Origin of the sequence: Microbacterium azadirachtae (genome assembly GCF_000956545.1) — a bacterium.
GTDB classification, from domain to species: Bacteria; Actinomycetota; Actinomycetes; order Actinomycetales; family Microbacteriaceae; genus Microbacterium; species Microbacterium azadirachtae.
In genome coordinates this window covers 18,171-37,752 of sequence record NZ_JYIT01000069.1, presented here as the reverse complement: position 1 = coordinate 37,752, position 19,582 = coordinate 18,171, and the positions used below count along the sequence as shown (strand labels likewise).

Annotated in this window: 19 protein-coding genes; 8 read left to right on the top strand and 11 right to left on the bottom strand. The window is 70.4% G+C overall.

Features of this window, described 5'->3' with window-relative positions; translation table 11 throughout:
* From RL72_RS06845 to RL72_RS06825, 5 genes are all read right to left on the bottom strand, one after another.
* The gene (locus RL72_RS06845; RefSeq protein WP_045250068.1) at positions 1-1,497 is read right to left on the bottom strand and encodes an amidohydrolase; all 1,497 of its coding nucleotides are present in this window, start codon (positions 1,495-1,497) and stop codon (positions 1-3) included.
* Complete coding sequence (locus tag RL72_RS06840) at positions 1,494-2,153, bottom strand: FMN-binding negative transcriptional regulator (RefSeq protein WP_045250067.1); 660 nt, start codon at positions 2,151-2,153, stop codon at positions 1,494-1,496. The genes RL72_RS06845 and RL72_RS06840 overlap by 4 nt, the downstream gene beginning before the upstream one ends.
* Positions 2,154-2,205: 52 nt before the next feature.
* Positions 2,206-3,204, bottom strand: a complete 999-nt coding sequence (locus tag RL72_RS06835) for an Fpg/Nei family DNA glycosylase (protein ID WP_045250066.1) — start codon at positions 3,202-3,204, stop codon at positions 2,206-2,208.
* Positions 3,204-3,689: a ribose-5-phosphate isomerase gene (locus tag RL72_RS06830; RefSeq protein ID WP_045250065.1), complete on the bottom strand. Its 486-nt coding sequence runs from the start codon at positions 3,687-3,689 to the stop codon at positions 3,204-3,206. Before RL72_RS06830 ends, RL72_RS06835 begins: the two co-directional genes overlap by 1 nt.
* 61 nt (positions 3,690-3,750) lie before the next feature.
* A complete protein-coding gene (locus RL72_RS06825) occupies positions 3,751-4,941 on the bottom strand; it encodes a ferrochelatase (RefSeq protein WP_248700404.1) in 1,191 nt (396 codons plus the stop codon).
* Between the two features lie 181 nt (positions 4,942-5,122).
* On the opposite strand from RL72_RS06825, the gene pepN reads away from it, so the two are divergent.
* From pepN to RL72_RS06800, 5 genes are all read left to right on the top strand, one after another.
* Entirely contained in the window at positions 5,123-7,717 is a 2,595-nt protein-coding gene (gene pepN, locus RL72_RS06820) for an aminopeptidase N (RefSeq protein ID WP_045250063.1), read from the top strand.
* A gap of 141 nt (positions 7,718-7,858) precedes the next feature.
* The gene (locus RL72_RS06815) at positions 7,859-9,076 is read left to right on the top strand and encodes a mechanosensitive ion channel family protein (protein ID WP_082072211.1); all 1,218 of its coding nucleotides are present in this window, start codon (positions 7,859-7,861) and stop codon (positions 9,074-9,076) included.
* Entirely contained in the window at positions 9,073-9,510 is a 438-nt protein-coding gene (locus tag RL72_RS06810) for a globin (RefSeq protein WP_045250062.1), read from the top strand. Before RL72_RS06815 ends, RL72_RS06810 begins: the two co-directional genes overlap by 4 nt.
* A gap of 42 nt (positions 9,511-9,552) precedes the next feature.
* Positions 9,553-11,223, top strand: coding sequence for an FAD-binding dehydrogenase (locus tag RL72_RS06805; RefSeq protein WP_045250061.1), 1,671 nt, complete (start codon positions 9,553-9,555; stop codon positions 11,221-11,223).
* An 82-nt stretch (positions 11,224-11,305) separates the two neighbouring features.
* Positions 11,306-11,593, top strand: a complete 288-nt coding sequence (locus tag RL72_RS06800) for a helix-turn-helix transcriptional regulator (protein WP_045250060.1) — start codon at positions 11,306-11,308, stop codon at positions 11,591-11,593.
* A 21-nt stretch (positions 11,594-11,614) separates the two neighbouring features.
* On the opposite strand, the gene RL72_RS06795 is transcribed toward RL72_RS06800, so the two are convergent.
* Positions 11,615-12,280, bottom strand: a complete 666-nt coding sequence (locus RL72_RS06795; protein WP_045250059.1) for a DUF8185 domain-containing protein — start codon at positions 12,278-12,280, stop codon at positions 11,615-11,617.
* Positions 12,281-12,343: 63 nt separating this feature from the next.
* Here RL72_RS06795 and RL72_RS06790 point away from each other — a divergent pair, with 63 nt between their 5' ends.
* Positions 12,344-13,228 (top strand): acyl-CoA thioesterase, encoded by an 885-nt coding sequence (locus RL72_RS06790; protein ID WP_082072207.1) that lies wholly within the window; start codon positions 12,344-12,346, stop codon positions 13,226-13,228.
* A 16-nt stretch (positions 13,229-13,244) separates the two neighbouring features.
* Here RL72_RS06790 and RL72_RS06785 read toward each other — a convergent pair whose 3' ends face one another.
* The 3 genes from RL72_RS06785 to RL72_RS20430 form a co-directional block, all read right to left on the bottom strand.
* A complete protein-coding gene (locus RL72_RS06785) occupies positions 13,245-13,706 on the bottom strand; it encodes an acyl-CoA thioesterase (protein WP_045250117.1) in 462 nt (153 codons plus the stop codon).
* Between the two features lie 76 nt (positions 13,707-13,782).
* On the bottom strand, positions 13,783-15,462 hold the full coding sequence (gene ettA / locus RL72_RS06780) for an energy-dependent translational throttle protein EttA (RefSeq protein ID WP_045250058.1): 1,680 nt from the start codon (positions 15,460-15,462) through the stop codon (positions 13,783-13,785).
* A gap of 108 nt (positions 15,463-15,570) precedes the next feature.
* On the bottom strand, positions 15,571-16,077 hold the full coding sequence (locus tag RL72_RS20430; protein ID WP_248700403.1) for a DUF6993 domain-containing protein: 507 nt from the start codon (positions 16,075-16,077) through the stop codon (positions 15,571-15,573).
* 159 nt (positions 16,078-16,236) lie between these two features.
* Here RL72_RS20430 and RL72_RS06770 point away from each other — a divergent pair, with 159 nt between their 5' ends.
* Positions 16,237-17,832, top strand: a complete 1,596-nt coding sequence (locus RL72_RS06770; RefSeq protein WP_045250057.1) for an isocitrate lyase — start codon at positions 16,237-16,239, stop codon at positions 17,830-17,832.
* A gap of 102 nt (positions 17,833-17,934) precedes the next feature.
* Here the strand turns inward: RL72_RS06770 and RL72_RS06765 are convergent, their stop codons facing one another.
* Both RL72_RS06765 and RL72_RS06760 read right to left on the bottom strand, forming a co-directional pair.
* Positions 17,935-18,405: a single-stranded DNA-binding protein gene (locus RL72_RS06765; protein WP_045250056.1), complete on the bottom strand. Its 471-nt coding sequence runs from the start codon at positions 18,403-18,405 to the stop codon at positions 17,935-17,937.
* Positions 18,406-18,567: 162 nt separating this feature from the next.
* Positions 18,568-19,194, bottom strand: coding sequence for a LysE family transporter (locus RL72_RS06760; protein WP_045250115.1), 627 nt, complete (start codon positions 19,192-19,194; stop codon positions 18,568-18,570).
* Between the two features lie 103 nt (positions 19,195-19,297).
* Between RL72_RS06760 and RL72_RS06755 the strand changes: the two genes are divergently transcribed.
* The gene (locus RL72_RS06755) at positions 19,298-19,561 is read left to right on the top strand and encodes a hypothetical protein (protein ID WP_052674237.1); all 264 of its coding nucleotides are present in this window, start codon (positions 19,298-19,300) and stop codon (positions 19,559-19,561) included.
* The last annotated feature ends 21 nt before the right edge of the window (positions 19,562-19,582 follow it).

Sequence of the window (19,582 nt, the reverse complement as noted above, 5' to 3'; positions counted from 1 at the left end):
TTATCCCCCGTGCGTGACCCGTCCGCCGACGACGGTCGCGACCACCGGCATCGTGCGCAGCGTCTGCGCATCGGCCGTGTACGGATCTGCACCGAGGAGCACGAGGTCGGCCACCGCCCCCGGCGTCACCGCCGCTCCTCCCCCGGTCCCGTCGTGCGCGCTCGCGGCGAGAGCGGTCTCGACGTCGATGCGCTCCTCCGGATGCCAGGCCGGGCGCTCGTCGTCGGTGCGGAAGACGGCGGCCGAGATCGCATGCCACGGATCCAGGGGCGCGACGGGGGCATCGGATCCGAAGCGCAGGCTCGCCCCGGCACGGTGCAGCGACGCCAGCGGGTACGCGATCGCCGTCTGCGCCGCCCACAGCGCGTCGGCGGTGTCGCGGTCGTCCAGGGCGTGCTGCGGCTGCACGCTCGCGGCGATGCCGAGCCGCGCGAACCGTGCCAGGTCGCCGTGCCGCACGAGCTGCGCGTGCTCGACGGTGCCGTGGGCGCCGGTCGCAGCGAACGCGTCGAGCGCCGCGGTGACGGCGACGTCGCCGATCGCGTGCAGCGCGATGTCGAGACCGGCGCCGGTCGCGCGCAGGAGCAGGGCGTGGAGCTCGGCAGGCGGGACGGTGAGCACGCCGTGATTGTGCGGGTCGTCCGCGTAGCCGTGGCTGCAGGCAGCGGTCCGCGTGCCCAGCGATCCGTCCGAGATGATCTTCAGCGGGCCGACGCGCACCAGCCCGCGGCGGTCGTCCACGAGATGCTCGCCCGTGCGCAGGCCGGCCGCGATCGCGCGGTCGAGATCATGCGGATACACCGCGAACTCGACACGGTGCGTGTCGAAGCCCGCCGCGAGGCGTCGCGTCCACGCGTCGGCGTTCCACGCCATGTCGAAATCGACGAGGCCCACGACGCCGCGCGCGGCGGCCCGTCGTGCCGCCGCGGCGACCGCCTCGTCGGCGACGGCGGGATCCGTGGCGTTCAGGCGCCGCGAGATCTCGAACGCGTCCTCCTCGCGCAGGATCCCGTCCGGCGGCGCGTCGAAGGCCTCGCGCCGGAAGGCCGCGGAGTTCAGCCAGACGCTGTGCACGTCGGCGTTGATGAGGTACGTGGGGATCTCTCCGCTGCCCTCGTCGAGCAGGGCGAGAGTCGGGCGATCCGTCCAGCGCACGTCACGGAACCCGGCGCCCACGCGGCGTCCGTCGGGGAGCACCGGAGCACGGGACATCAGCGCGGCGGCCTCGACGGCGCTCCGCGTCGCGGACAGATCCTCGCGCTGCGCCGCGAGCGCCCACTGCACGGTGTGCACGTGATGATCCCAGAGTCCGGGTGCGATCCACGCGCCGTCCCCGTCCCGCACCTCCCCGTGCAGCCGAAGGGCCCCGGCGGGCGCGATATCGGCGATCCTGCCGTCCTCGAGGAGCACGTCGACGGGGCCGTCGAGGGCGAGCAGATGCCGCCCCGCCCCGGCGACGCGCACGTCGCGGATCGCCGCGATGGTGCCGCCGCTCATCGATCCGCCGCCGTGGCGGCGCGGGCCGCGAGACGCGCGTCGTGGGCGCGCTGCATCTCGGCGGCCAGAGCCGGGTTCGCATACACGCCGTCACCGGTGAGCTCCAGGATCACGTTCTCGATCACGTCGTCGGGCTTGTTCTGGCTGAGCTTGCGCTTGGCCGTCACCCGCGTCGGAGTGAGCCGGAACCCGACCGTGCCCGCCTCGAGCCGGCGCACGAAGGCCTCGTCGTTCGGCGGGGTCCACATCCCGCGCGGATCCGCGAGCCCGCCCTCGAAGTGATCCACGAGGTGACCGAGCACACGCAGGTTCTCCTCGGGGTCGAGCAGCTCCGGCACGCCGGACAGGTGCACGGCGACGTAGTTCCAGGTGGGGACCGCGGCGACGTCTCCGTACCAGCCCGGCGAGATGTATCCGTGCGGCCCCTGGAACACCACCAGCAGCTCCTGCGTGCCGAGGCCCAGCACCAGGTCGTCCGGCCGCCCCACGTGCGCCACGATCGTGAGGTCGTCACGGTCGGGATCCAGCAGCACGGCGTAGTGCGAGGCGGTCATGCCGCTCTCGTCGCGGCCCACGAGCGTCGCCCACGGGTGCGCGGCGATGATCCGCCGCAGCTCGGCGACGTCGGTCATGGCGAAGCTCGGGTTCTGGCGCATGAGTTCAGCCTAGGGTCGCGCCCGACACGCGGGACTCAGGTCGCGCGATCCGTCACGCCTGGCAGCGCGGGCACCAGTAGAGCTTTCGGGCGCCGATCTCCTCGAGCACGATCGCGGTGCCGCACACCCGGCAGGGCAGGCCCGTGCGGTGATAGACCCAGTGCCGGTCGTCCCGGTGGGCCATCGCCGCACGGTACTGCTCGGGCGACAGATCGTCCATGGTCATCATCTGCCCGGTCTCGACGCCGATCGCGAGCAGGCGCACCCAGTCGCGCCAGAGCGCGCGCACCGTCTCCTCGGGGACATCCCTTCCCGGCGTGTGCGGGTTCAGCTGCGCGCGGAACAGCAGCTCGGCGCGGTACACGTTGCCGATCCCGCTGACCACCGCCTGATCCATGAGCAGCAGCGCGATCGGCACCGCCCGGCGCCGCACAGCGGCCACGAACCGCTCCTCGCCCTCGTCCACGTCGCCCACGAGCGGATCCGGCCCGAGCTTGGCGACCGTGGCGAGCATCTCGTCCGGGGTCTGCAGCACGCAGGCGGTCGGGCCGCGCAGGTCGGCGCAGGTCGCCTCCGTCATCAGGCGCAGACGCACCTGCCCGACCACGGGCGGCGGCCACTCGACGCCCTCATCGGCGAGGCCCTTCGTGGCCTCCGACATGCGCACGTGCACGCGCGTCTTGCGGGGCGCACCGATCGAGGCGAGGGAGTTCTCCCCCGCGTCGTCGAGGATCGGAGCCTCCAGATCGGTGCCGCGCTGGTTCGTCTGGCCCATCCGCCCGTTCGCCGAGGCGATCGTCGGATCCACGAGGATCTCGCCCGAGAAGTCCCAGGCGCCGTAGAGCCCGAGATGCACGCGCAGCCACAGGTCCCCCTCGGTCTCGAGGAACATCTGCTTGCCGACGGCCTGCACGCTCTCGACGACCCGGCCGTCGAGCAGCGCCGCTCCCTCCGCGAAGCGCCCCTGGGGGCTCGACGCGGCGACGGGCCTGCCGACGAAGTTGCGGGCGAACTGCCGCGCGATCCGGTGGACGGAATGGCCCTCGGGCATCAGACGCGCGGGTCCGGCAGCAGGGATCCGTCGCGCTCGAAGTCGGCGATCTGCGCGATCCGGCGCACGTGCCGCTCCTCGTTCGAGAACGGCGTGGCGATGAAGCGGTCGATGAAGCCCGCAACCTCGTCGAAGGTGTGCTGGCGCGCACCGATGGCGATCACGTTCGCGTCGTTGTGCTCCCGGGCGAGCTCGGCGGTCGCGATGCTCCACACGAGCGCGGCGCGGATTCCCTCGACCTTGTTCGCCGCGATCTGCTCGCCGTTGCCGGAGCCGCCGAAGACGACGCCCAGCGCGTCCACGCCGGCGCGCTGATCGGCGACGGTCGCCTGCGCCGCGCGGATGCAGAACGCCGGGTAGTCGTCCAGGGCGTCGTACTCGACCGGCCCGTGGTCGACGACCTCATGCCCCGCCTCGGCGAGGTGATGCTGCAGCTGCGTGGAGAACTCGAGACCGGCGTGGTCCGTGGCGATGTGGATGCGCATGCTCCAATCCTACGGAGCGCCGGGCGCGCCTCGGACGGGGTGACGAGCACCCCGTCGGGCGTCAGGGGGCGATGCCGGCCGCGGCGGGCTTGAATCCCGCGCGGATGTTCTCGCAGCAGCCCGGGCGGCACACGTCGAAGGCCGGCCCGAGCGAGGTCACGTGCCGGCGGTCGGCCGCGGGGCGTCCTTCCAGCCGCTCCTCGATGAGGTCGACGATCCCGGCGACGAACGACGCGGACACGCCCGGCGTCGGCGTGCGCACGAAGGCGAGCCCCGCGTCGGCCGCGGCCTCCTTGGCCTCCGTGTCCAGGTCCCAGAGCACCTCCATGTGGTCGCTCACGAAGCCCAGCGGGACGACGGCCACCGCGGTGCGGCCGCGACCGGGCAGCTCCTCGATCACGTCGCAGATGTCGGGCTCGAGCCACGGCTGCGACGCGGGTCCGGACCGCGACTGGTAGACGAGCTCCCACGGCACCTCGGCGGCGACGGGCAGCAGCTCGGCCACCCGGCTCATCACCCACGCGGCGACCGCCTCGTGCTGCGCCGCGTACGCGCCGCCCGTGCCCCAGTCGACGTCGCGCGGCCCCGAGCGCAGCGCATCGTCGGTCGGCACGCTGTGCGTCGTGAACAGCACCTGGATCGCCGACGGGGCCGCACCGTCCGCCGTGAACGTCTCGACCGCGGCGCGCACGCCCTCGACGAAGGACTCCACGAAGCCCGGGTGGTCGTAGAACGGACGGATCTTGTCGATCGTCACCGACCGGTCCAGCCCCGTCTCCTCGAGCACGCGCGCGAAGTCCTCCCGGTACTGCCGGCAGCTGGAGAAGGAGCTGTAGGCGCTGGTCGCGAAGGCGAGGAGCGTCGTGTCGCCCTCATCGGCGGCCTCGGTGACCGCGTCGGCGAGATACGGCGTCCAGTTGCGGTTGCCCCAGTAGACGGGCAGCGCGATGCCGCGGCGGGCCAGCTCGGCCTCGAGGGCGGCCTTGAGCGCACGGTTCTGCGCGTTGATGGGGCTCACGCCGCCGAAGTGCCGGTAGTGGTGGGCGACCTCCTCCAGACGCTCGTCGGGGATGCCACGGCCGCGCGTGACGTTGCGCAGGAAGGGGATCACATCGTCCTGCCCCTCGGGGCCGCCGAACCCGGCGAGCAGGATCCCGTCGTAGGCGACGGGCGTCTCGACGTACTCGGGGCCGCTCGCCGCAGCCGCGGAAGCGAAGGGGACGGTAGCTTCGGTCACATCTCGCGCACTCACCCTTCCATCTTCCCCTGAGTTTCCTTTGCCGTCGCCGAGCGCCGCTGCGACGCGGCCCGCCGAGCGGCTGCAGTCCTCCGAATCGCGCGACACGCGCACTGGCGTAGGCTGGGACGGTTGCCGCCGGCGCCAGCAGCGCGGATCTTGCGGTCGAAACCCCTCACCCCTGGGAGTCTGAGCAGTGCCTGGAGAGAACCTCACCCGCATCGAGGCGCAGGAGCGCCGCGCGATCGTCGACACCGAGTCGTACGAGATCGCGCTCGACCTGACCAAGGGCGCGGAGGTGTTCGGATCCCGCAGCGTGGTGCGCTTCACCGCGACCGAGGGATCGTCGACGTTCATCGACCTGATCGCCCGCGAGGTGCGCGAGATCACCCTGAACGGCGAGCAGATCGACCCGATCAGCGCCTACGCCGACTCGCGCATCGCCCTCGACGGGCTCGCCGCCGACAATGTGCTCGTCGTCGACGCGGATTGCGAGTACACCAACACGGGTGAGGGCCTGCACCGCTTCGTCGACCCCGTCGACGGCGAGGTCTACCTCTACTCCCAGTTCGAGGTCCCGGACTCCCGTCGTGTGTTCGCGGTCTTCGAACAGCCCGATCTCAAGGCCACGTTCCAGTTCACGATCACGGCCCCGGCGGCGTGGAAGGTCGTCTCCAACTCCCCCACCCCCGAGCCGATCGTGCACGACCCGTCCACCGAGTCGGGCACCGGATCCTCGGCCACGTGGGGCTTCGAGCCCACCCCGCGCATCTCGTCGTACATCACCGCGATCATCGCCGGCCCCTACGAGGAGACGTTCTCCGAGCTCACCAGCGCATCCGGCCGGGTGATCCCCCTCGGCGTCTACGGCCGCAAGAGCCTGTGGGAGCACCTCGACGCCGACTACATCTTCGACAAGACGCGCGAGGGCTTCGCGTACTACGAGGAGAAGTTCGGGGTCCCCTACCCGTTCGCCAAGTACGACCAGCTCTTCGTGCCGGAGTTCAACGCCGGCGCGATGGAGAACGCGGGCGCGGTGACGTTCACCGAGACCTACGTCTTCCGCAGCAAGGTGACGGACGCCGTCAAGGAGCGCCGCGTCGTCACGATCCTGCACGAGCTCGCGCACATGTGGTTCGGCGACCTGGTGACCATGAAGTGGTGGAACGACCTCTGGCTGAACGAGTCGTTCGCCGAGTGGGCGTCGACCATCGCGACCGCCGAGGCCACCGAGTGGACCGAGGCGTGGACGACCTTCAACGCGATGGAGAAGACCTGGGCGTACCGCCAGGACCAGCTCCCCTCCACCCACCCCGTCGTCGCCGAGATCAACGACCTCGACGACGTCCAGGTCAACTTCGACGGCATCACCTACGCCAAGGGCGGATCCGTCCTCAAGCAGCTCGCCGCCTGGGTCGGCATCGAGGCGTTCTTCGCCGGCGTCTCGGAGTACTTCCGCAAGCACTCCTGGCAGAACACCGAGCTCAGCGACCTGCTCGTCGAACTCGAGCGCACGAGCGGCCGCGACCTGAGCTCGTGGTCGAAGAAGTGGCTCGAGACGGCCGGTGTCAACACGCTCGCCCCCGTCATCGCCGAGGCCGCCGACGGTACGATCTCGCGTTTCGCGGTCACCCAGACCGCCCCCGCGGACTACCCGACCATCCGCCCGCACCGCCTGGGCATCGGCTTCTACAACCTCGACGCCGCGGGCGCCCTCGTGCGCACGCACCACGTCGAGGTCGACGTGGACGGCGACCGCACCGAGATCCCCGAGCTGCAGGGCCTGAAGCGCCCGGATCTGGTGCTGCTGAACGACGAGGACCTCGCCTACGCGAAGATCCGCCTCGACGAGCGTTCGCTCGCGACGGCCGTGGCGCACCTCGCCGACATCAGCGACCCGCTCGCCCGCTCGCTCGTCTGGGGCGCGGCCTGGGACCAGACCCGCGACGCCGAGAGCGCCGCGAGCGACTACATCGACCTGGTGCTCGGCAACATCGGCCGTGAGACCGAATCGACCACCGTGCGCACGACGCTGAGCCAGCTGCAGACCGCGGCCGCGCTCTACGTCACCCCGGAGCACCGCTCCGAGGCGCGCACCCGGGTGGCCGACGGCCTGTGGGCCCTCGCTCAGGGCGCCGCGGCCGGATCCGACAGCCAGCTGCAGTTCGTGACCGCGTTCGCGAACTCGCTCACCACGCCGGAGCACGCCGACGTGGTCCGCCGCCTGCGCGACGGCGAGCTCGTGCTGGACGGTCTCGAGATCGACACCGATCTCGGCTGGCAGCTGCTGGTGGGTCTCGCGACGGTCGGCGCCGTGGACGGCGCGGCCATCGACGCCGCGCTGGCGAGCGACAACACCGCGAAGGGCGGCGAGTTCGCCGCCCAGGCGCGTGCGGCCCTGCCGACCGCCGAGGACAAGGAGGCCGCCTGGGCCTCCCTCGTCGAGCGGGACGACCTGTCCAACACGATCGTGCGCTCGGCCGCGCTCGGCTTCACGCACCCGGCCGGCGCCGCGCTGCTCGAGCCGTTCGTGCCGAAGTACTTCGACAGCCTCCTGTCGATCTGGGAGGGCCGCACGTTCCAGGTGGCCAATTACCTGATCGTCGGGCTCTACCCGAAGACGCTCGCGAACACCGCGCTCCGCGATGCGACGCGCGCCTGGCTCTCCGCCCACCAGGATGCGGCCCCCGCGCTGCGTCGCCTGGTGTTCGAGAACCTCGCCGACGTCGAGCGCGCACTGGCCGCCCAGGCGCGTGACGAGGAGAGCGTCGAGGAGACCGCCCAGGCCTGATCGACTGCGCTCGAGGGGCCGGAGGGAGTTCGCTCTCCCCGGCCCTTCGTCGCGTCAGGATCGTGCGCAGCCCGGCTTGCCCGGGGAAGCGCCGTCGCCGTTCAGAACCCGCCAAGGGCCCCGGACATAGGATCGGGAGCGATGAACATCGTCCCCATGGATCTGGCCACCGACATCACGAAATGGTGGGAGGGGCTGCCCAGCGCGCTCCTCGCCATCGGCGGCAAGGCGCTGCAGGCGGCCCTGGTCATCGTGATCTGCGCAGCCCTCGCCTACGGTCTGCGGTTCGCGATCCGTCGCGTCGTGCGACGCATCGTCGCGGGCGCCAAGTCCAAGGCCGAGGTCACGGACACGAGGGCGCTGGAGCGCTCCCCGCTCGCGGACATGCGGCTCGTGCAGCGCACTCGGACGCTCGGCACGATCCTGCAGAACATCGTCAACGTCATCCTCGTGGTGGTGGCGATCGTGCTGATCGTGAACATCATCGACAACTCCCTGCTGGGATCCCTCACCCTGCTCACGGCCGCGGTCGGCGCGGGGCTCGGCTTCGGCGCCCAGAACATCGTCAAGGACGTGCTGAACGGCATGTTCCTCGTCGCCGAGGACCAGGTCGGCATCGGAGACGTCGTGGATCTGGGCCTCGCCTCGGGCGTCGTCGAGTACGTGAGCGTGCGCATCACCCAGGTGCGCGACGCGAACGGCACGCTCTGGTACGTGCGCAACGGCGAGATCACCCGGATCGGCAACATGTCCCAGGGCTGGGCACGCGCGATCATCGACCTCGGGGTACCGGCCGATGCGGACGTCGCGGCCGTCGAGGAGGCGCTCCTCACCACCGCGCAGGGACTCGCGAAGGATCCGAAGTGGCGCACCCGTATCATCGAGAAGCCCGAGATCTGGGGGCTCGAGTCGATCGACGGCGACGCTCTCGTCATCAGGATCGTCATGAAGACGCGAACGAACGCGATGGACGACGTCGCCCAGGAGCTGCGGATGCGGCTGCGAGACACCGTGCTCGGAATGGACCTGACCGTGCCGAGCATGGCCACGGTCCAGCTCGCCGGTCCCGAGGGCGCGCGCCGCGTCCACGGTGCGAATCCGCCGCGCACCCGCCCGAACCCGGTGGCCGCGCCGTCGGTGCCCGAGCGCGGCTTCTGGCGTAAGAAGAAGACCGGCGGCGAGAAGCCGGCCACCGTCACCCCGCCGCCGCGCACCAAGCCCGCGCCGGCCGACTCATCCGGGCCGAAGAGGACCGAGAAGCCGAAGACCCCGCCTTCCGCGCCGCAGAGCCTTCCTCTGCCTCCCCTCGCCGATCCGCAGAGTCCGCAGGATCCGCAGAACCCGGGAGACGAGCGATGAGCGAGCCGATGTCCTTCTACGACGAGGTCGGCGGCCACGCGACCTTCCAGCGCCTCGTTGACGTGTTCTACCGCGAGGTCGCGCTCGACCCCGTCCTGAAGCCCATGTATCCCGAGGAGGACCTCGGTCCCGCTGCGGACCGGCTCCGCATGTTCCTGGAGCAGTACTGGGGCGGTCCCACCGCCTACGGCGAGCAGCGCGGCCACCCCCGCCTGCGCATGCGGCACATGCCGTTCCACGTCGATCCCGACGCCCGCGACCGCTGGCTGCGCTGCATGCGGACGGCCGTCGACGACGCCGCCCTCTCCCCCATCCATGAGGCGACGCTGTGGGACTATCTCGAGCGCGCCGCGCACGCGATGGTCAACACGTTCGAGCCGAGCCGCGCCGGTGCCGACGGCGCTCCACCCCTGGGCGGGCGCCCGCTCCTGTAGGCGTTCCTCCTGCCCGCACATCGAGAGTTCGACGGAGATCTCATGACGACGAAGACCAGCACCCATTCCACCGACGTCCTGGTGATCGGCTGGGGCCTGTCCGGCCTGGTCGCCGCCGCCGAGGCCGCCGCGGCGGGACGACGCGTGATCGTCGTCGACCAGGAACCTCGCACGAACCTCGGCGGTCAGGCCTGGTGGTCGTTCGGCGGCCTCTTCCTCGTCGACTCTCCGGAGCAGCGGCGCATGGGCGTATCCGACTCCTACGAGCTCGCGCGGCAGGACTGGTTCGGCAACGCCGGCTTCGACCGCGACGAGGACGCCTGGCCTCGGCGCTGGGCGGAGGCGTACCTCCAGTTCGCCTCCGGCGAGAAGCGCGCCTGGCTGCGGGAACGCGGCGTCGGCTTCTTCCCCGTCGTGGGCTGGGCCGAGCGCGGAGGATACGGCGCCCTCGGGCCCGGTAACTCGGTTCCGCGCTTCCACATCACCTGGGGCACCGGACCAGGGATCGTCGCGCCGTTCCAGGCGGCCCTCGAAGAGGCCGAACGCAGCGGGCGTCTCGTGGTGCTCCCCCGCCACCGCGTGACGGGGCTCGCCGCGCAGGATGGCGTCGTGACCGGCGCGCACGGCGAGATCCTGGCGTCCTCGCCGGCAGCCCGCGGAGTGCAGAGCAGCCGGGAGACGATCGGCGCGTTCGAGATCACGGCAGGCGCGACCGTCGTGACCTCGGGCGGCATCGGCGGCAACCACGACCTCGTGCGCGCGGCCTGGCCCAGCCGGCTCGGAACCCCGCCCGCGGACATGCTGACGGGCGTGCCGGCCTACGTCGACGGCTCGATGCAGGCCGTGTCCGCGGCGGCGGGAGCGCACCTCATCAACGGCGACCGCATGTGGCACTACGTCGAGGGCATCCGCAACTGGGATCCGGTGTGGCCGGGTCACGGCATCCGCATCCTGCCCGGTCCCTCGTCGCTCTGGCTGGATGCGACAGGCCGGCGTCTCCCCGTCCCGCTGTATCCCGGGTTCGACACGCTCGGCACACTGGCGCACCTGCGCACGACGGGGCACGACCACTCGTGGTTCGTCACCACGCGCCAGATCGTCGAGAAGGAGTTCGCCCTCTCGGGGAGCGAGCAGAACCCCGACCTCACCGGCAAGGACGTGCCGCTGCTGCTGCGCTCGCGTCTCGCCAAGGGGCCCACGGATCCCGTCCAGGCCTTCCTCGACCGCGGCGAGGACTTCGTCGTGGAGTCCGACCTCGGCCGGCTCATCGCGCGGATGCAGGAGCTGCCCGGCGGCGACGTGCTGGATCCGGATCGGGTGCGGGACGAGGTCGTCGCGCGAGACCGGGAGATCGACAACGACTTCACCAAGGACGCACAGATCGCGATGCTGCGCTCGGCCCGCGCGTATCGCGGCGATCGCCTGATCCGCACCGCGACCCCGCACCGCCTGCAAGACGCCTCCGCGGGCCCAATGGTCGCCGTCCGCCTGCGCGTGATCACGCGCAAGTCGCTCGGCGGCATCGAGACGGATCTCGACGGCCGGGCGCTCGGCGCGGACGGCGGGGCCATCCCCGGACTGTTTGCCGCGGGCGAGGCGAGCGGCTTCGGCGGCGGCGGTGTGCACGGGTATCGAGCCCTGGAGGGGACCTTCCTGGGCGGCTGCCTCTTCTCCGGGCGCCAGGCGGGACGTGCCGCCGCACAGGCGACCTGACCCGCTTCCCGATACAGAGAGTTGTACTGAAAGTACAAGTTCCTTTGCTGACTGATCAGCGTGGTCCCGGTCGACTGGAAGCGTGCCCCCTACGCCGCCCGAGCCTGATCTGGATCAGCTCCGCGTGGCGTTCAACCGGGCGCGGCACGCGTCCACCCTCACGTTCGACCAGCTCGCCGAACGCTCGGGGGTGAGCCGGCAGACGCTGATCAACCTCTCGCAGGGCCGGCACTACGGCGACCTGAAGACGTGGCTGAAGCTCTCCGCCGCCTTCGGCGTGAGTCTCGACGATCTCGTCCGCCCGGTCTGGGACGACGGCTCCTCGCCGGAGCACGAGTACACGGCCGAGCTCCGCCGGGCCCGCGGTTGAGGACTCCCCGGGCGACCGGATTCAGCCTGCCGTGCCCGTCGACCTCACCGCGGTCAGGCCGACCGCGGCGGGGCCGCGGCTGAGCACGTGCCCGCGCGCGAAGGCGAGGCGGGTCCAGCGTCCCGAGGTCGTGACCGGCACCAGCTCCGCCCCGGAGATGAAGCCGAACGCGTGTGCGGCGAAGGCGATGCCGCGGGGCAGGCCCAGAAGGTCCTCGTCCGGCTCGCCCCAGATCGCTGCCCGGAGGGAGCGCACCGCATCCTCCCCCGCCCCCGCCGGCGATCCGTGGGCGACTGCCGAGATCCCCCACTGCGCGCGCTGCGCGATCACGTCGGCGCCGAGAGTGCCGGACGGCGCCCATCCGCCGCGCGGCGGCGCGACGCCGGCCCACGCCGGGCTGCGTCCCGTATCGGGCAGCGCGAGGGCCCGGGCGTCGTCGGTGGCCGTGAGCTCGTCGATCACGATGTCGCAGCGCAGCTCGGGATCAGCCCGCACGATCCGCATCGCGAGGATCGTCGGAGTCGCATCGAACAGGCTCTGCGGCGCAAGGGCCGCCGCCGTCATCGCCAGGATGCCGCCGTCGGCCTGCAGGCGCACCCCCTCGTCACCGGCTCGCGCTGCGCGGGCGACGAAGGTGAGCGCGTCGCGCGCGGTCTCGGGGTCGGCGAGGATCAGGGGCGTGGTCACGCCCTCTAAACTATCAATCGGCCCGCGGCAGCCCCGCCCCGTGACCGCGGCGGAGAGGACCCCATGGCTTCGGATGAGGACGCCCGGCGCTCGGTCGACATGCTGCTCGGGATCCTCGATCTCGGCTCCACCGACGCCCGCACCACCGAGGACATCTTCACCGGCGCCTCGCATCCGATGCCCACCGGGCGGATCTACGGCGGCCAGGTGCTCGGCCAGTCGATCATCGCCGCCGAGCGGACCATGCCCGAGGGGCGAGTCCCGCACTCGATGCACGGCTACTTCCTGCGCGCGGGCGACGCCTCGCAGGGCCTGACCTTCGCGGTGGACCGGATCCACGACGGTCGCTCCTTCTCCACGCGGCGCTCGCAGGCGTACCAGAACGGCGTGCCCATCTTCTCGATGATCGCCTCCTTCCAGGACGAGAACCCGGGGATCGAGCACGCCGAGCCGATGCCCGCCGACATCCCGGACCCCGAGACCCTGCGCACGGACGAAGAGCTCTCCGCCGGCATCCACCCGCTGTCCAGGCGCATGCTGACCGAGCGTCCCGTGGACATGCGCCATGTCGAGGGGCCGCTCTTCCTCGACGCCGGCCCGGAGCGGATCGCGCAGCAGGCGGTGTGGATGCGCCTGCGTGCACCTTTCCCGGACGATCCTGCGCTGCACCGCGCGGCACTGGCGTACCTCAGCGACATGTCGATCCAGGAGTCCATCCTCCGTGCGCACGGGCTGAGCTGGTCCACCCCCGGGCTGAAGGTCGCGAGCCTGGACCATGCCATGTGGTGGCACCGCCCCGGCCGTGTCGACGAGTGGCTGCTGTACGTGCAGGACTCGCCGAACGCGCGCGGAGGACGCGGGCTCGCTCGCGGACGGATCTATACCCGCGAGGGCGCGCTGGTGGCCAGCGTCGCGCAGGAGATCACCATCCGCGTGCCGGAGGCGTGAGGCTCCCGCGGACCGCTCAGCGGTGCGTGTAGGTGAGAGGCGCGCCGACGTACGGTGCCCACGCGTCCCGCATCTCCTGGCTGATCCTCGTCGGCCGCCCGCTCGCGGCGTCGACGAGCACGATCACCGCGGTCGAGCGCGCGTAGAGCACCCGCTCCTCGAAAGACGGGTCGTTGAAGACCTCGTAGCAGACCTCGACGCTGGATCCGCCGATCTTGCCGAACCACATCTGCACCTCGAGCGGGTGCCTCTGATAGGGCACGGGGGCGAAGTACTCGATCTCCTGCCGTGCGACGAGCGTCAGCGCGCCGGCGTCGATGCCGGAGTCCAGCACCGCGGTGCTGGGTCCGTGCTCGCCCTCGCCGGGACGCCAGAACGCGCGCACGCGCGCCTCCTCGAGCAGCTTGAGCATCGAGGTGTTGTTGACGTGGTTGAACGCGTCGAGGTCGCCCCAGCGCAGCTGGATCGGGATGTGCAGGCGCTCCCCCGCGGCGGCCCCCTCCGGAGCCGCCGCGTCGGCAGAGCGGGCGGACGCCGCGGCGCCCGTGGCGTCGTCAGTCACGCGTGAGCCTGCGGTGCGTGGAGCGATGCGGGTTGGCCGCATCCGGTCCGAGACGCTCGATCTTGTTCTTCTCGTAGGCCTCGAAGTTGCCCTCGAACCAGTACCACTGGTCGGGGTTCTCGTCGGTGCCCTCGTAGGCCAGGATGTGGGTCGCGATCCGGTCCAGGAACCACCGGTCGTGCGTGATGACCACGGCGCACCCGGGGAACTCGAGCAGCGCGTTCTCCAGCGAGCTCAGGGTCTCGACGTCGAGGTCGTTGGTGGGCTCGTCGAGGAGCAGCAGGTTGCCGCCCTCCTTGAGGGTCAGTGCGAGGTTCAGGCGGTTGCGCTCACCACCGGACAGCACGCCGGCCTTCTTCTGCTGGTCCGGGCCCTTGAACCCGAACTTCGAGACGTAGGCGCGGGACGGGATCTCGGTCTTGCCGACCATCATGATGTCCAGGCCGTCGGAGACGACCTCCCACAGGGTCTTGTCCGGGTCGATGTTGGCGCGGGACTGGTCGACGTAGCTGATCTTGACCGTCTCGCCGACCTTCAGGTCGCCACCGTCGAGCGGCTCGAGCCCCACGATCGTCTTGAACAGCGTGGTCTTTCCGACGCCGTTCGGGCCGATCACGCCGACGATGCCGTTCGGCGGCAGGCTGAAGCTGAGGCCGTCGATGAGCGAACGCCCCTCGAAGCCCTTCTTCAGGTTCTTCGCCTCGATCACGACGCTGCCCAAGCGCGGACCCGCGGGGATCGTGATCTCCTCGAAGTCGAGCTTCCGCGTCCGCTCCGCCTCCGCCGCCATCTCCTCGTAGCGGGCGAGGCGCGCCTTCGACTTGGTCTGACGGCCCTTGGCGCTCGAACGCACCCACTCGAGCTCGTCCTTGAGACGCTTGGCGAGCTTCGCGTCCTTCTTCCCCTGGATGTCGAGACGCTCGGCCTTCTTCTCCAGATAGGTGGAGTAGTTGCCCTCGTAGCCGATGAGGCGGCCGCGGTCGACCTCGGCGATCCACTCGGCCATGTTGTCGAGGAAGTACCGGTCGTGGGTGATCGCGATCACCGCGCCCTTGTAGGCCTGCAGGTGCTTCTCGAGCCACAGCACGCTCTCGGCATCGAGGTGGTTGGTGGGCTCGTCGAGCAGGAGCAGATCGGGCTTCTGCAGCAGCAGCTTCGCGAGCGCGACGCGGCGCTTCTCACCACCGGAGAGGTTCGTCACCGAGGCGTCGGCGGGCGGCGTGCGCAGCGCGTCCATGGCCTGCTCGAGCTGGGAGTCGAGGTCCCAGCCGTCGGCGGCGTCGATCTCCTCCTGCAGCACGCCCATCTCGGCGAGCAGCGCGTCGAAGTCCGCGTCCGGGTCGGCCATCTGCGCCGAGATCTCGTTGAAGCGGTCGACCTTGGCCTTGATCGCCACGCCCTCCTGGATGTTCTCCAGAACGGTCTTGGTCTCGTCGAGCTCGGGCTCCTGCATGAGGATTCCCACGGAGAAGCCCGGCGTCAGCTTGGCCTCTCCGTTCGAAGGCGTGTCGAGGCCGGCCATGATCTTGAGGATCGTGGACTTGCCCGCGCCGTTCGGACCGACCATGCCGATCTTGGCACCGGGGAGGAACGCCATCGTGACGTCGTCGAGGATGAGCTTGTCGCCCACCGCCTTCCGGGCGCGGACCATGGAGTAGATGTATTCGGCCACGAGGGCGCTCCTTCTGTCGTGATGACGACGATCGTGGTGACCAGGCGGACGACTGCGGGCCAGGAGGCTCGCAGCCTCGGGATCGACACTCCAGCCTACCCGGGGCGACTAGGGTCCGACGGGCGCGGTCTTTCCGATGAGGCATGCGCCCGCGTCGAGCTGCGGGAGCACGGCCGTGACCGGATCCCCCGTGGAGGGCCCGACCTGGCCGACGAGGCATTCCGCATCGCCCCAGCGCACGGAGAACTGGAAGCTCTCCGCCGGGTTGCCGACCGTCGAGTGATCCTCCGTCAACTGCATGGCGCTGCGATCGAAGCCCGCCGCGACCAGCGCGTCGATGTACGCCCGGCCCGAGGCGCGCTGATCCGAGCTCCAGACCTGCGCGGTCACCGCCCGGAACAGCGGGAGGTTGTCGTCCGCGGTTCCGCCGGGCAGCAGCGTCGGCGCCGGCGAGGCCGTCGCCGGGCCCTGCGTCGAGCCGGTCGTCGCGGGGGGACCCGTCGTGCTCGTCGGCGCCTGCCCGATCGGGGCGCACCCCGCGAGCGGGATCGCCAGGGTCAGGGCGAGGACGACGACGGTCGTCCTCAGCGCGGCGATCGACGGACGTCTGGGCACGCCCCGAGTCTATGGTGGCGACCTGTGACTTGCGGATCACAGAATTCTGGCGAATCTTCACCTCTGGAATGTTCGAAGGACCCACGACTCCTTAGGCATGGTGGAACCAACCACCGCACAGCCGCTCCCGTCGGCCCACCATCACACGGAGGAATCACCATGACCGCGTTCCAGAACGACGTCGAGGCCGTCGAGGCCCTCAAGAAGCAGCACGGCTCCAGCTGGGATGCGATCAACCCCGAGTACGTCGCCCGGATGCGTGCGCAGAACCGCTTCACGACCGGTCTCGAGATCGCCCGCTACACCGCCGACATCATGCGTCGCGACATGGACGAGTACGACGCGGACTCATCCGTCTACACGCAGTCCCTCGGCGTCTGGCACGGCTTCATCGGTCAGCAGAAGCTCATCTCGATCAAGAAGCACCTCAAGAGCACCAACAAGCGGTACCTGTACCTCTCGGGCTGGATGGTCGCGGCGCTCCGCTCGGAGTTCGGACCTCTCCCGGACCAGTCGATGCACGAGAAGACCTCGGTCCCCGCGCTCATCGAGGAGCTCTACACGTTCCTGCGCCAGGCCGACGCCCGTGAGCTCGATCTGCTGTTCACGAAGCTCGACGCCGCACGCGCCGCCGGCGACGAGACCGCGGTCGAGTTCATCCAGACCCAGATCGACGACTACGAGACCCATGTCGTGCCGATCATCGCCGACATCGACGCCGGCTTCGGCAACCCCGAGGCTACGTACCTGCTCGCGAAGAAGATGATCGAGGCGGGCGCGTGCGCGATCCAGATCGAGAATCAGGTCTCGGATGAGAAGCAGTGCGGCCACCAGGACGGCAAGGTCACGGTGCCGCATGACGACTTCCTCGCGAAGATCAACGCCGTCCGCTACGCCTTCCTCGAGCTCGGTGTCGACAACGGCGTCATCGTCGCGCGCACCGACTCTCTCGGCGCGGGGCTGACGCAGAAGCTCGCCGTCTCGTCGGAGCCGGGTGACCTGGGCGACCAGTACAACGCGTTCCTCGATGTCGAGGAGATCGGTGAGGCGGACCTGAGCGACGGCGACGTGGTCATCCGCCGCGAGGGCCGCCTGCTGCGCCCGAAGCGCCTCGCCAGCAACCTCTACCAGTTCCGTCCCGGCACCGGTGAGGACCGCTGCGTGCTGGACTGCATCACGTCGCTGCGGCACGGCGCCGACCTGCTCTGGATCGAGACCGAGAAGCCGCACGTCGAGCAGATCGCCGGCATGGTCGACCGCATCCGCGAGGTGGTGCCGAACGCCAAGCTCGTCTACAACAACAGCCCGTCGTTCAACTGGACGCTCAACTTCCGCCAGCAGGTCTTCGACCAGCTCGCCGAGCAGGGCGCCGACGTGACGGCGTACGACCGCGGTAACCTGATGAGCGTCGAATACGACGGCACGGAGCTCGCGCGCCTCGCCGACGAGAAGATCCGAACCTTCCAGCGCGACGGCTCAGCACGCGCCGGGATCTTCCATCACCTCATCACCCTGCCGACGTACCACACCGCGGCGCTGTCCACCGACAGCCTGGCGAGGGGCTACTTCGGCGACGAGGGGATGCTCACCTACGTCCGCGAAGTGCAGCGCCGGGAGATCCGCGAGGGCATCGCGACGGTCAAGCACCAGAACATGGCGGGCAGCGACATCGGCGACAACCACAAGGAGTACTTCGCCGGCGCAGCCGCCCTGAAGGCGGGCGGCAAGGACAACACCATGAACCAGTTCAGCTGATCCGGCTCGGCTGATCCGTCGTCACCACGGAATCGGGTCCCGGCCTCGCCGGGGCCCGGTTCTGCGCGCAGACACCATGACCGACGACGTCGACCGGGAATGTCAGAACGGAGTCGGGTCCTCGCCGGGCGTCGCCCATCCGTCGCCGGGCGTCTCCGCGTCCGGCGCCGCCGCAGGCTGGGGCGGACCCGCATCCGCCGGGGCGCCGGGCGCCGCCGCGATCGTGCGATGGAAGACCCCGCGCCCTCGGCGCAGATCCGGGCCGATGCTGTCCGCCTCGATCTCCACGCTCATGCCGCGTCTGCCCTCCTTGCCCTCCCATTCGCGCAGCCGCAGCCGGCCGACGACGATGACGGCGTCGCCCTTGGTCAGCGACACGGCCGCGTTCTCGGCGAGAGCCCGGTAGGCCCTGATCTCGAACCAGTTCGTACTGGCGTCCACCCATCCCCCGTTGCCGTCAGGACGCCGGTGGTTGGTCGCCATCCGAAAGCTCAGCGCGGGGATGCCGGTCGCCGTGCTGCGACGCTCCGGCACCGTGGCGATGTTCCCCACGACAGTGATGGTGTCGGCCATGATCGTTCTCCTCTGCTCGCGCGGAGCCCGCGCCGGCTCCGGTCCTGCAGAGATCGTGACGCGGGCGGGGAGCCCACGATGACGTCATCGCGCAATCGGTGCGCGACGGGCGGCATCGCCCGGTTGTGGAGGGCGAGGGCGACGCCGCCGCGGAACGCCGCTTCAGTGCACGAACAGCAGCAGTGCCGCGACCGCGATGAACAGAGCGCCGAAGACGGTGTTGAGCGTGCGCTGACCGGTGCGGCTCGATGTGAGCCGCCGGAAGGTCTGAGCGGTCGCGGCGAAGACGAACCACATCACGACGACGTCGATCACCACAGTCGTGCCGATGAGGATCAGGTACTGGGGCCAGGGGTCGCGATCGAGGCGGATGAACTGCGGCACGAACGCGAGGAAGAACACGATCGCCTTCGGGTTGAGCAGGTTCACCCAGAAGCCGCGCCGAAGCATCGGCCAGCGGCCTTCGGGAGACCGCTCCAGACCGGGTTCCTCGACCGTGTCCGGGACGCGGGCCACGATCAGCCGGATCCCCAGATAGACCAGGTATGCGGCACCGAGATAGCGGATCGTCTCGAACAGCCAGGGGACGCGCGCGACCAGCAGGCCGACTCCCGCGGCCACGATCGCGACATGCACGACGAGGGCCAGCTGCTGCCCCACGATGCCCCAGATGGAACGACGCCATCCCTCGTTCAGGGAGTTGGTCATCGTGTTGATGGCGCCCGCACCCGGAGTGAGGCTGATCACCAGGCACGCGACGACCAGCGAAAGCCACACGGTCACAGTCACCAGCACAGTGTAGGGACTCCTGGGCGCACGCATTCGCACGCCGAGCGCCTTCCGCGGCCGAATGTCGGTGGCCGTCCGTATGTTCGAAGGTGAAGGAGGCACCATGACCACGAACACGACCCCTGCACCCACCATCCGCTGGGCGACGCCCGTCCTCGCACGCGCCGTCGAGACCCTGCAGCCCGCCGGCGAGCGGCTCTGGCGAGTGGTCGACTCCCGCGGCACGATCCGGGGCCATCTGCGGATCGTCCCGCACGACCTGGGTGTGCGCTATCGCGCCGAGCGGCTCCACCTGCCCTCGGGGCTGTTCCGCATCGTCGGCGATTTCTGGAGCGCCGACGACGCCGTGGCGGCCCTGCGGTTCTAGCCGGCGGCCGGTTCTTGGCCA

What these genes read in the sequence shown, in the direction of transcription:
- RL72_RS06845 (WP_045250068.1), bottom strand. Translation starts at nt 1,497, where the DNA reads ATGAGCGGCGGCACCATCGCGGCGATCCGCGACGTGCGCGTCGCCGGG.
- RL72_RS06840 (WP_045250067.1), bottom strand. Translation starts at nt 2,153, where the DNA reads ATGCGCCAGAACCCGAGCTTCGCCATGACCGACGTCGCCGAGCTGCGG.
- RL72_RS06835 (WP_045250066.1), bottom strand. Translation starts at nt 3,204, where the DNA reads ATGCCCGAGGGCCATTCCGTCCACCGGATCGCGCGGCAGTTCGCCCGC.
- RL72_RS06830 (WP_045250065.1), bottom strand. Translation starts at nt 3,689, where the DNA reads ATGCGCATCCACATCGCCACGGACCACGCCGGTCTCGAGTTCTCCACG.
- RL72_RS06815 (WP_082072211.1), top strand. Translation starts at nt 7,859, where the DNA reads ATGAACATCGTCCCCATGGATCTGGCCACCGACATCACGAAATGGTGG.
- RL72_RS06810 (WP_045250062.1), top strand. Translation starts at nt 9,073, where the DNA reads ATGAGCGAGCCGATGTCCTTCTACGACGAGGTCGGCGGCCACGCGACC.
- RL72_RS06805 (WP_045250061.1), top strand. Translation starts at nt 9,553, where the DNA reads ATGACGACGAAGACCAGCACCCATTCCACCGACGTCCTGGTGATCGGC.
- RL72_RS06790 (WP_082072207.1), top strand. Translation starts at nt 12,344, where the DNA reads ATGGCTTCGGATGAGGACGCCCGGCGCTCGGTCGACATGCTGCTCGGG.
- RL72_RS06770 (WP_045250057.1), top strand. Translation starts at nt 16,237, where the DNA reads ATGACCGCGTTCCAGAACGACGTCGAGGCCGTCGAGGCCCTCAAGAAG.
- RL72_RS06765 (WP_045250056.1), bottom strand. Translation starts at nt 18,405, where the DNA reads ATGGCCGACACCATCACTGTCGTGGGGAACATCGCCACGGTGCCGGAG.
- RL72_RS06755 (WP_052674237.1), top strand. Translation starts at nt 19,298, where the DNA reads ATGACCACGAACACGACCCCTGCACCCACCATCCGCTGGGCGACGCCC.